Origin of the sequence: Rheinheimera soli, from assembly GCF_021290985.1 — a bacterium.
Classification (GTDB): domain Bacteria; phylum Pseudomonadota; class Gammaproteobacteria; order Enterobacterales; family Alteromonadaceae; genus Pararheinheimera; species Pararheinheimera soli.
Genome location: NZ_JAJOYU010000001.1, coordinates 54,901 through 67,175 on the forward strand (window position 1 = coordinate 54,901; position 12,275 = coordinate 67,175).

The 12,275-nt window shown below is 46.1% G+C and carries 10 protein-coding genes; all 10 read right to left on the bottom strand.

The window, feature by feature from the left end; translation table 11 throughout:
* Nucleotides 1–15 precede the first annotated feature (15 nt).
* Entirely contained in the window at nt 16–1,260 is a 1,245-nt protein-coding gene (locus LSG37_RS00260) for an SAM-dependent methyltransferase (protein WP_233077862.1), read from the bottom strand.
* Nucleotides 1,257–2,006 carry a DUF1365 domain-containing protein gene (locus tag LSG37_RS00265; RefSeq protein WP_233077863.1) on the bottom strand — a complete coding sequence of 250 codons (750 nt, stop codon included), beginning with the start codon at nt 2,004–2,006 and terminating at the stop codon, nt 1,257–1,259. The genes LSG37_RS00260 and LSG37_RS00265 overlap by 4 nt, the downstream gene beginning before the upstream one ends.
* On the bottom strand, nt 2,003–3,256 hold the full coding sequence (locus tag LSG37_RS00270; protein ID WP_233077864.1) for an NAD(P)/FAD-dependent oxidoreductase: 1,254 nt from the start codon (nt 3,254–3,256) through the stop codon (nt 2,003–2,005). Before LSG37_RS00270 ends, LSG37_RS00265 begins: the two co-directional genes overlap by 4 nt.
* Nucleotides 3,257–3,706 carry a nuclear transport factor 2 family protein gene (locus tag LSG37_RS00275; RefSeq protein WP_233077865.1) on the bottom strand — a complete coding sequence of 150 codons (450 nt, stop codon included), beginning with the start codon at nt 3,704–3,706 and terminating at the stop codon, nt 3,257–3,259.
* Entirely contained in the window at nt 3,699–5,132 is a 1,434-nt protein-coding gene (phrB, locus tag LSG37_RS00280) for a deoxyribodipyrimidine photo-lyase (RefSeq protein WP_233077866.1), read from the bottom strand. Before phrB ends, LSG37_RS00275 begins: the two co-directional genes overlap by 8 nt.
* 79 nt (nt 5,133–5,211) lie before the next feature.
* A complete protein-coding gene (locus LSG37_RS00285; protein WP_233077867.1) occupies nt 5,212–6,153 on the bottom strand; it encodes a YbgA family protein in 942 nt (313 codons plus the stop codon).
* A 497-nt stretch (nt 6,154–6,650) separates the two neighbouring features.
* Complete coding sequence (locus LSG37_RS00290; RefSeq protein ID WP_233077868.1) at nt 6,651–8,240, bottom strand: S8 family serine peptidase; 1,590 nt, start codon at nt 8,238–8,240, stop codon at nt 6,651–6,653.
* 326 nt (nt 8,241–8,566) lie between these two features.
* Complete coding sequence (ihfA, locus tag LSG37_RS00295) at nt 8,567–8,863, bottom strand: integration host factor subunit alpha (RefSeq protein WP_008898181.1); 297 nt, start codon at nt 8,861–8,863, stop codon at nt 8,567–8,569.
* A 2-nt stretch (nt 8,864–8,865) separates the two neighbouring features.
* A complete protein-coding gene (gene pheT / locus LSG37_RS00300; protein WP_233077869.1) occupies nt 8,866–11,253 on the bottom strand; it encodes a phenylalanine--tRNA ligase subunit beta in 2,388 nt (795 codons plus the stop codon).
* A gap of 13 nt (nt 11,254–11,266) precedes the next feature.
* Nucleotides 11,267–12,247, bottom strand: a complete 981-nt coding sequence (pheS, locus tag LSG37_RS00305) for a phenylalanine--tRNA ligase subunit alpha (RefSeq protein WP_233078212.1) — start codon at nt 12,245–12,247, stop codon at nt 11,267–11,269.
* Between the last annotated feature and the right edge of the window lie 28 nt (nt 12,248–12,275).

Genomic DNA, 12,275 nt, shown 5'->3' on the forward strand with positions numbered 1-12,275 from the left:
TTAAGCAACGAAAAGTTAGATTTTGTTCCTGTTCATTGGTTTAGTGAAGACTAAATGTACTGCGCTTGTGGCTCTTTCCAAAAAGCCACCTTCGCAGTAACACAAGTAAAAGTGCCAGAGCCGGATAAACTGATCGTCATAACCCAGTTGGTGTAATTTATCACGTGACGCCATAAAATTATGACACCAGTCCTGCAAGGTACGGGCGTAATCCAGACCGATATCCTGCACCTGACGCAGCACTAAATCAGTGTAGTTTGCCACTGCATTGCTCATGCGCTGTATGGACGGCAAACAACCGCCAGGGAAAATATAGCGCTTAATAAAGTCGACTTCTTTGACATAGTGACTGTAACGCTGATCGGCTATGGTGATGGCTTGCAACACCATCAAACCATCTTCTTTTAATAAGCTGGAGCATTTAGCAAAGTATTGATCTAAAAACTCATCACCTACAGCCTCAATCATCTCAATAGATACCAGTTTGTCGTAAGTACCTGTTAAATCGCGGTAATCCTGAAATAACAACGTGATTTGCGACTCCAGGCCGGCTTCCCGGATTTGTTGTGCTGCATAGTCATGCTGTTCACGCGAAATGGTGGTGGTGGTGACTTTGCAGCCGTAGTTACGGGCGGCAAAAATAGCCATACTGCCCCAGCCGGTGCCAATTTCAATCAGATGATCTGACTCTTTTAACTGCAGCTTGTCACAAATAGATTTCAGTTTATTCAGCTGAGCTTGCTCCAGTGTACAGCTTTCAGTCTCATAAACCGCACTGGAATACATCATGCTTGGGTCTAGAAACAGCTGATACATGGCATTGCCTAAATCGTAATGCGCAGAGATATTTTTGCGTGATTGCTCTTTGGTATTACGATTGCGCCAGTCCAGTAATTTCAGTGCCGGTTTACTTAAACGTGCCCATGCTGATTCCAATTTATCCAACAAGGAGGCATTACGGGCAATCAATTGCACCAGCACAGTTAAATTGTCACAGCGCCACTGCCCTAACGTATAAGATTCACCGGCACCGACGGAACCTGCAAACATCATCTTCTGATAAAAATCCGGGTCTAACACAGTCAGCGTGCATTGTAATTCACCTTTGGCATCACCCAGCAGGGTTTTTTCCTGGCCTTCGACCAATAAAATAGCACCATGGTGCAACTGGTTTAAATGCGTCAGCACCAGCTTGCGGCAGGTTTTATCAAACCAGCTTAAATTCTGAAAAGGGCATTGTTCGGTGATCGAAACCGTCATCTTGGTGTTTCCTTTGACTTAGGGTGGCCATACACAGGTACTGCTTTGATTAGCAGTTTTACTGCATGCCAATAAATTCGTGTCATTACTTGTACGTTTTGCCATGGACGGCGGATCAATAAGTCCTTAAGTCCCGTTAGACTAAAAGGCTGTAGCACCAAATGAAACCAGGCGCCGAACACCTTGTTCCCACCTTTAAAATTAGTGATCGCTAATTCTAGTTTTTCTGAATTAGTGATCACTGTCCAGTGGTATTGCATATCCATTGGATTAAAAGGTGAGACATGAAAAGCCTTATCATGCTGATAATGCGAATTTTCTGTGTCTTCTACAGGCACAAGGTAATAATGTCGCTCATTCCAGGGCGTATTGCTAACTTCAGCCAACAAAGCTACCAGCTGCGTTGCAGCATTAAAACAGTAGTACAAGGTCAGCGGACTAAAATAATAGCCCCAGTTTGCCAGCGGACTCATCATGCAGACTTTAGCTACAGTGTCTGTAAAACCTAAATCCCGCACCTTTTGCCGCACAGCTTCGGTTAAATCTGCGGCTCCAGGCAAATAGTCGTTGCGGCGATAACTACAGGCCGCAAATCGTGCTTGTGACCATAACCAACCTTTAACCGGGATGCTGTCTAGTTCATCCAGATCCAGCCAAAAATAGTGCACCTGATAGTCAAAGCCATGTACTTTGGGCAGATAGCGCTTATGCCCTACCTCACCCGTTAATAACGCATGACCGATCAAAACTCCACTCCCATGGCTCTGGCTATATCGACTGCACTTCGTACGCCATCTTCATGAAAACCATTGTACCAATAGGCACCACAGAACCAGCTGTTATTGACGCCATTAATTTCAGTACGGCGTTGCTGCGCCGCAATAGTGCAGTGGTTAAACACCGGATGATCGTACTGAAAACGCTTCAAAATTTTGCTCTGATCGATAGCCCAACCATGGTTCAGCGTCACCACAAAAGTTACAGGTGCTTCAATACCCTGCAGAATATTCATGTTATAGCTTAGTGTAGCGTGACTAGATTCTGCATCTGCCAGATGATAATTCCAGGCAGCCCACGCCGCTTTACGTTTGGGTAAAATGCGTTGGTCTGTATGCAGAATCACTTCGTTCTTTTGATATGCAATACCGCCTAAAACCTGACGCTCAGCCTCTGTCGGGTCTTTTAACAGCGCCAACGCCTGGTCGCTATGGCAAGCAAAGATCACCTGATCAAAGCGTTCACTGCGCCCATCGGTAAACTCCAAAGTAACCCCTTCAGCATCACGGCTGACAGACGTAACCGGACTATTAAGTTTTACCTGCTCTGAGTCCAGAGTATTTAATAAAGCACGCACGTATTCTCGTGAGCCACCTTTAATGACCGACCACTGCGGTCGGTCTGCCACATTCAGTAAACCATGATTTTTGAAAAACTGCAGAAAAAACCGCAATGGAAAAGACGGCATATCGGCCAAACCTGACGACCAAATGGCTGCGCCCATAGGTAACAAATAGTCGTTACGTAGCTCTTTGCCTAAGTTATGTTTAGCCAGAAACTCATCTATCAACAAGTCCAAATCCGGGTGGTCTTGCTCCAGCAACTCCTTACCCAGCTTATTAAACTTGACTATATCCAACAGCATACGCCAAAACGACGGGCGAAACAGATTGCGGCGCTGGGCAAACAAAGTGGCCAGTGTATGGCCATTGTATTCCAAACCTGTGTCGGCTTTTTTCACCGAAAAACTCATTTGGGTAGGCTGTGATTCCACCTTCAGTTCGGCTAAAAACTTATTAAACAGCGGATATGTCCAGTTATTAAACACAATAAAACCTGTGTCTACAGCATAGTCTTTCCCTTCAACAGTCACATCTACAGTTGCGGTATGACCACCGAGGTAAGACCCCGCTTCAAATACAGTGACATCATGTTGGCGCTGCAACAAATACCAGCTGATCATGCCGGAAATACCACCGCCTACTACTGCAATTTTCATCTACGCTTCCTTTGCCATTTTTTGTTTGATTTTTTTAGTGACCCAGCCCAGCAGCGGAATATGCTCCAGCACCATTTCATTTAAGTCGTAATAATCTCTGTGGTAGGCGATTTTACCTTCGCTGTTCCAATGCAACACTGAACACCCATGCACAGAAATCGCTTTGCCATTGCCAATAGCATCGTGGGTAAAGGTCATAACCCAGCTCAGGCACCCCTGACTTTCATTGGCTATTTTTGAGGTGGCGATAAAATGACAGCTGCTTAAACGCGCATAAGCGTGAGAGAAATACTGCTGTAACTGCTCTAACCCCAGCATATGATGCACAGGGTCAATAAACTCAACATTACCAGCATACAACTCAGCCAGTGAATTTAAGTTGTTCTGGCTCAGGTTATTGTAAAAACTCAAAAAATTATCCAGCCGTTCTGCTGTTTGGTGCTCATTCATGATCAGGCATATCCTGCGGTTTTTTAACTGTATGAAACAACTCTAAGGTGCGAAGCCGCGCTTTGCTGTGATCCACTATAGGTTTGACATAGTCGCTCCACAGTGGCAACGGATGTGGCCAATGAATTTGTTTTTTTGGCACATCAGCAAGCTCTGGCAACATACGTTTTATAAATACGCCATCCGGGTCAAAACGTTCACTTTGAGTGACAGGATTAAAAATGCGGAAATAAGGTGCGGCATCTGTGCCTGTAGAAGCGGCCCACTGCCAGCCACCGTTATTGGCTGCAAAGTCACCATCAATCAGCTTGGACATAAAATACTGCTCACCCCAGCGCCAGTCGATATGTAAATCTTTGACCAAAAAACTAGCCACTATCATACGTAGTCTGTTATGCATCCAGCCAGTTTGATTCAACTGACGCATAGCGGCGTCCACTATAGGGTAGCCGGTTTTTCCTTCACACCAGGCCTGAAACAGCGCAAGGTTATTAGGCCAAACAATACCGTCTGTATCTTTTTGGAACGCTTTGTGTTTAATCAGATCAGGAAAGGCCATCAGAATATGATGATAGAAATCCCGCCATACCAGTTCAGATAACCAGACGGCAGCACCTGATTTTTCCTTGTCCCACTCTGCAGCGGCTTCCAGTTGCAGCCGACTAATACACTGCTGCGCTGAAATAACCCCTATCGCCAGATAAGCCGACAAAGACGAAGTTCCATCTAAAGCCGGAAAATCCCGCTCTGCTTGATAAAAAGCCGCTTTGTCACGGCAAAATTGCCGCATCTGTTCCAGAACCTGCAGCTCATCCACCGCATAAGCGAGCGAACTGCCATCCCCTTGTTGCATCACAGGCCATTCAGGCAATTGCAGCTTCAGTTCTGGCATAGCTTTAGGCTTAGGGAAACAGCGCACTCCAGTTTCACGTAAACGCGCCAGCCAGGTTTTCTTAAAAGGGGTAAAAATCTGATAAATACCACCGGTTTTGCTCAAGATTGATCCCGGCGGCATCACAGCTTTGCGGTCAAACCAAAAACAGGCTTTGCCTGCATCAGCAAAAGTGGCACTGACCTTGTTGTCACGAACCCGTTCACGTAATTCGTATTCGTTATGGCCATATAAAGCCTCTGCCCCAGCGTCGATAAATTGTTGCATCAGCGCAGGTAACGCATCGTAATGACCGCATTCAATTGCTAACAATGGGATATTCAGCGCAGCCAATTCAGTCTGTAACTGCAATACACGACGGCGAATAAAATCTTGTTTCATCGGCGCCATAACATGCTGCTGCCAGCTATCCGGCGTGGCGACAAAAAGCGCCACTACAGGCAAACCAGACTGACAGGCTTCATATAAGGCTTGATTGTCATAGACACGTAAGTCATTACGCAACCAGACTAAAGAAAATGCGATGTTACTCATCAGGCGCGTAACCCCAGTTCGTCAGGAAGAAATGCCTGTAGATCACTAAGCAGCCAATCTAAAGAGAATGTCATATTCATCAGGCGCGTAACCCCAATTCATCAGGGAAAGGCTGTAAGTACTGCTGCGCCGCCACATACTGATGCGGATGCTGCGCCAAATGGTGACGCAATAAGGTTAATGGCGCCAACAAAGGCAGATGCCCCTGACGGTATTTATGAATAAGGGCCAAAAGTTCCTGCTTAGCACTGCTACTTAGCATTTTCTTAAAAAAGCCCTGTAAATGCATCAGCACATTGGCCTGCTGTTTGCGGGTGGCTTGTTGTTTTAAAGCCTGCATTAAATCCAGCAAATAACGCTGTGCCAATTCGTCAGGAGCAAAGAGTTTCGCCTGAGCCACTAAGCGACCTAATTCGCGGTACGCTGTTGGGCTATGCGCCATCACTAAAAACTTGTAACGACTATGAAAAGCCACCAACTTGCCGACAGTAAAACCCGATTGCAGCATTTGCTGATAGTCGTGACAGGCGAAGATACGGGTAACAAAGTTCTCCCGTAAATTGCTATCGAGCAAACGGCCATCTTCTTCCACAGGCAACCAGGGATAGCTATTCATCAGTTGTTGTGTAAAAACACCTACTCCGACCTTACCCAACTGGTGGCCATTTTGATCATTTAAACGCACGCGCTCCATACCGCAGCTGGGTGACTTGGCACAGACAATATAACCGGACAGCTGTTTGAGCTCTGGCAAAAGCTTTTGGGTAAACTGAAGCATAGTGTCAGTATGATCAATGCTGCTGTCTTTGCTATTCACCAATCTCACTTGCTGATCAGCATTTAACTGCAAACGAATAGCGGGACGAGGCACACCTAAACCTATGGCCTGCTCAGGACAGACCGGAACATAAGACACAAAAGGAGCAAGGGTGCTGTTGCAGAACTCTGACGCTTTATGTCCGGCATCAAAACGTACTTTTTGCCCAAGCACACAAGCACTGACACCGATTTGGATACTCATAATAAGAACTCACAGAAAAAACCACGGAGATGACTAGAATTGTTTACAGATCAGCAGGTTCATTGGATCACTGCAAGAGAAAATTTTTGAAAGTCAAATATAGCTATTTTTGTCAGAAACAATCGCCGGGAGCGATTGTTAACATAGGAGCGCAGCGACGATGGCCTGAACAGGCATTTTGCGAGGACAGCAAAATGTAAAACAATCGCCGGGAGCGATTGTTAACATCAGAGCGCAGCGACGATGGCCTGAACAGGCATTTTGCAGGGACAGCAAAATGTAAAACAATCGCCGGGAGCGATTGTTAACATCAGAGCGCAGCGACGATGGCCTGAACAGGCATTTTGCAAGGACAGCAAAATGTAAAACAATCGCCGGGAGCGATTGTTAACATCAGAGCGCAGCGACGATGGCCTGAACAGGCATTTTGCAAGGACAGCAAAATGTAAAAAAGCTGCGGAATAAACCGCAGCTTTTTGTTCAAGACCAAATAGCTTTTAGTAAGAGTAGCTCAGAGTTACACCACTAAAAGTCGTATACGCTCTCACTCCCACATGCCAGGTACCAGCTTGCGGATTAGTGATAGTGCACTGCTCAGCATTGCCATTTAAGTAAGGACGGCAATTGTATTGACTTGTTGTAGGCTGACTGTTGTAGCGCACATACAAGTCGGCATCACCAGTACCCCCAGAAATAGTGAAGGTTAAGGTGCTGACGCCAGCTGGGATCACGTAAGAACCCCTTAACCAGTTGCCAGTGGTGGCAGAAAGATTAGGGAAAGTTTCGCCACCTGTTGGCGGAGGATTACCACCACCACCGCCGCTACAACCATTGGCTGTCAGATAATCCACTGCCGCTTTAGCCTGAACTATACCAAAACCAAATGAGTTATCGCGACCTGCGGTGCCTCTGTCTTGTGCTGTTACTTGTAAAGCACTGCGGATTTGTGGAGCTGTACATTGTGGATGGTTACTCCAGACTAAAGCAGCCACACCAGCAACATGCGGGGAGGCCATAGAGGTACCGCTGATGCTGTTGTAGCCACCATTGTTCCAGGTTGAATTCACTGCGACCCCAGGACCTGCTAATTCCACCTGAGCGTTACGCTGGGAGAAACTGGCCAGATTGCGGTTTGAATCCACAGCCGCCACCGACACTACAGCGTTATAAGAGGCAGGATAAGACAAACTGGTATTACCGGCGTTACCCGCAGCGGCAATCAGCAACATGCCATCATTGTAGAAATTCGTCATGGCAGTTTGTTCAGTCTGGCTGGAACTGCCGCCACCTAAACTCATATTCACCACTTTAGCGCCTGCATCCTGGCAAGACTGAATGCCATCAATCAAATCAGAAGCAAAAGTCCAGTTGCCAGAGTCGTTAAATATTTTGACGATGTGAACACCAGCCTGGCCTGAAGGTAACACCCCCACTACACCATCATTGTTATTCAGCGCCACCATGGTGCCCGCTACATGGGTACCGTGACCGTTACCATCAGTGGACCAATTGCCATGACCAGAGAAAGCAAAACCTGTCACGCCTGAACTCGGTAAATCGACATGATTTAAACGATAACCTGTGTCAATAACACAAACCGGAGTGTTAGCCGCATTGTTATCACTGACCTGATTGGCCTGAACCATTGGAATACCATAAGGCGTGCTTTGCGCCATTGGCGTGATCAAATCAAACAGATAACGTTTTTGGTCCACTTCGATGTACTGCACTTCTGGGTCGGACACCATAGCCTTTAACTGGCGTGGATTTAATTCCAGCACGCTGGATTTGACTGAACTTAAGTGCCGGATCACTTTGCCTTTGTACTTACGCGCAAAGGTTTCCGCTCTTTGCACTGAAAAAGCAGGGGCTGACTGAGCGCCATTTTGCAATGTGCCTGTGGTGCCATCTTTATATTTGACGATATAACGGGTGGTACTGTCGTCACTTGGGTCAATTAAAGCAACACTGGCAGCAGTGACAAATTCTGGCTCTGCATCAACCGCAGCAGCAACAGCCACTGAAGTTAAAGATAATGCAAAACAACCAGCAGTTCCCAGTAACAGTACTTTGTTTCTATTTTTCATATGTGTACCTTGTAAGAATTTTGAAGTCCATGATGTGAAGTTGCATCCTGCGGCTCCAAACTTAGCAAGGCATGAAGTTTATTCTTTATATTAAAGTTATATATTTATTATAAATTTTTTACAATTTATTGAATTTATTAAAACTTGTGATTTTTTGTGCAGAACTCTGTAGTGATCGCACGAGGAAATGGATGAAGAGTGGCCGTAGGACAGAATTGTTGCTCTGACCACTCTGGTTAGACTAAACATGGGGGAAGCGGAAGTTTGTACAATGAAAAAAGGAGTGCCCGCAAGGTACACTCCTTTTTTAACGACAGAATAAGACATTACTTTTTGGCGGTGCCTACTTCGACTCTGCTTTTTAACTTCTGGCCTGGTCTGAAGGTCACCACACAACGGGCAGAGATTGGAATATCTTCACCTGTTTTTGGGTTGCGGCCTGGCCTTTGGTTTTTCACTCGCAGGTCAAAATTACCAAAACCTGACAGTTTTACCTGGTCGCCTGCTTCCAAAGCAATGCGGATCTCTTCAAAAAAAGATTCGACTATTAATTTTGCATCGCGCTTGCTGATGCCAAACTTGGTAAATAAACGTTCTGCTAAATCGGCTTTGGTAAGCGCCATTCTTAATCCCTCAACGTTGCGTTGAACTCTTTGCTCAGCACCTCGACCACAGAAGAGATAACCTGTTGGATATCTTTATCTTCAAGCGTTCGCGCCTTGTCCTGCAAGGTTAAAGCTATTGCTAATGACTTATAGCCCTCAGCGACACCCTGCCCTGTGTAGACGTCAAACAATTTTAGGTCAACTAATTGATTTCCGCCAACTTTTCTAATAGTAGCAAGGATATCTGAAAAACGCACATCAGATTTCACAACAATAGCTAAATCGCGACGGTTTGCGGGGTATTTTGAAGTTTCCTGAGCTAAAACAATGTGTTTATCACCAAATGCTTCCAGCTCTACTTCAAATAAAAAGGCTTTGCCTTTAATACCCAATTTACGTTCCGCTTCCGGATGCAAGGCGCCAAGTATACCTACAGCTTTGCCATCCCGGTTTAACTGAGCCGTTTGACCCGGATGTAAGGCGCTGTGTTGACCTGTAGCGAAAGTAAAACACTCTGTAGCTGAAGTGCAGCTTAACAGCGCTTCCACATCACCTTTAATATCATAAAAATCAACGGCGCGCTCAGCTATGGTCCAATGTTCGTTGCCATAACTGCCAACAATCACACCACCTAAAACTGGCACCTGACGTACACCGCCTTCAGCATTGGCATCCGGGATAAATTTCAGGCCATATTCGAATAAACGAATACGGGTCTGCTGACGATTCTGATTGTACTGCACTGCTTGCAATAAACCAGGCCACAGGTTTAATCGCATTGCTGACATATCGACAGAAATTGGGTTTGGCAGAACTAAAGCTGTCTTACCAGGAAACAAAGTTTCCTGCACTTTAGGGTCAACAAAACTATAAGTAATAGCTTCCTGATAACCACGGGCCACTAGCAAATCACGTAAGCTGTGCACAGAAATACGGCTTTCCTGATGTTTGCTCATCGCAAGCGCAGCTTGTGGCGCTACATTAGGAATATTGTTGTAGCCATAGACCCGAGCCACTTCTTCGATTAAATCTTCAGGAATAGAGATATCAAAACGGTAGCTTGGTACTGTGACTTGCCACTCGTCACCTGATACCTGAACCTGCATACCTAAACGCTGGAAAATTTCAGTCACTGTCTCGGTTACAATAGAAATGCCTAAAATACGATCCAGCTTAGTGCGGGTTAACGCAATTTGGGCTGCTTTTGGCACATGCTGTTCAGATACAGCTTCAACCACAGGGCCTGCTTCGCCACCTACAATAGCTAACAGCAATGCTGTTGCTCTTTCCATCGCAGTGCGTTGCAATTCTGGGTCAACACCACGCTCATAGCGGTGTGAAGCATCAGTGTGCAAACCGTATTGACGTGCAATACCTGCCATTTCAACCGGAGAGAAGAATGCGCTCTCAAGGAAAATGTCGTTGCTGTCTTTGGTTACACCACTGTGCAGGCCACCAAAAATACCTGCCATTGCTAAGGCTTTTTGGCTATCCGCAATCACCAGCGTATTGGCTTTTAACGTGACTTCGTTGCTGTCTAAAAGCACCAGTTTTTCACCATCTTTGGCCATACGCACATCGATATCACCTTCGATTTTTGCTAAATCAAAAGCGTGCATTGGATGACCCAGCTCCAGCAATACGAAGTTGGTCACATCCACCACAGCATCAATAGAACGGATACCAGAGCGGCGTAATTTTTCCACCATCCAAAGTGGTGTGACAGCAGCTGTGTTGATGTTACGAATCACACGGCCTAAATAACGTGGACAAGCTTGTGGAGCAGACAACTGAATAGCTTTCACGTCGCTGATTGTTGCAGCAACAGCAGCAATCTCAGGCTGGCACACATCCAGATTATTCAGCACACCGACTTCACGGGCTAAACCTTTTAAGCCTAAACAATCCGCACGGTTTGGCGTTAAATCCACTTCAATGGCATTGTCGTCTAACGTCAGGTACTGGCGAATATTCTGACCCAAAGGTGCGTCTGCAGGCAGTTCAATAATGCCTTCTGAACTTTCAGCCATGCCAAGCTCAGATAAAGAACACAGCATACCGTTCGATGGTTGACCACGTAATTTAGCGGCTTTAATTTTAAAATCGCCAGGCAATACAGCGCCTACTGTGGCAACCACAACTTTTAAGCCCTGACGGCAGTTGGCTGCACCACAAACGATATCTAATAATTCACCAGTGCCAATATCCACTTTGGTGACTTGTAATTTGTCGGCTTCAGGATGACGACCACATTCAACCACATGGCCCACGACGACACCGCTAAACTCACCTGCAACCGGCTCAACACCGTCTACTTCCAGACCGGCCATCGAAATTTGTTCTGCTAACTCATTGGTCGATAACTGCGGGTTGACCCACTCACGTAACCAGGATTCACTGAATTTCATTATCTGCTCCCGCTTATCTGAATTGCTTTAGAAAACGCAGATCGTTTTCGAAGAATGAACGAAGGTCTGTTACGCCATAACGCAACATGGTCAGACGCTCAACGCCCATACCAAAAGCAAAACCGCTGTACACTTCAGGGTCGATGCCAACAGAACGTAATACATTTGGATGCACCATACCGCAGCCTAATACTTCCAGCCATTTGCCATTTTTGCCCATCACGTCCACTTCAGCTGAAGGTTCAGTAAAAGGGAAAAAGGACGGACGGAAACGGATTTGCAAGTCTTCTTCAAAATAGTTATTCAGGAAGTCGTGCAAAATACCTTTGAGTTCAGTAAAGCTGACGTTTTTATCCACCATCAACCCTTCCACCTGATGGAACATCGGCGTGTGGGTTTGATCGTAGTCATTACGGTATACACGGCCTGGGGAGATGATCCGCAGCGGTGGCTGTTCTGTTTCCATAGTACGAATTTGCACACCAGAGGTCTGAGTGCGCAGCATCAACTTAGGATTAAAATAAAAGGTGTCGTGATCGGCACGGGCCGGGTGATGCGTTGGAATATTCAGTGCATCAAAGTTATGGAAATCATCTTCTATTTCCGGGCCATGTTTGACTTCAAAACCCAATTCACCAAAAAAGCTTTCAATACGGCGAATAGTGCGGGTCACAGGGTGCAGACCACCGGCTTCTAAAGCACGGCCTGGCAACGTCACATCAATCTGCTCTTTTGACAGTTTTTGTGCCAGTTCAGCCTGTTGCATCTGATCACGTTTAGAGTTTAACGCGTCCTGCACTTGCTGTTTTAAGTCATTGATCTGTTGACCGGCAGTTTTGCGGGTTTCCGGATCCATGGCACCTAAAGATTTCAGCAACTCAGTGATGCTGCCTTTTTTACCCATAAAGGCCACGCGCACGTCTTCCAGTGCGTTGATATCGTTCGCTACAGCGACTGCCTGTAAGGCATCTTCTAAAATGGCGGTTAAGTTCATCGCTATCCTCAGACCAGCGTTAATCCCC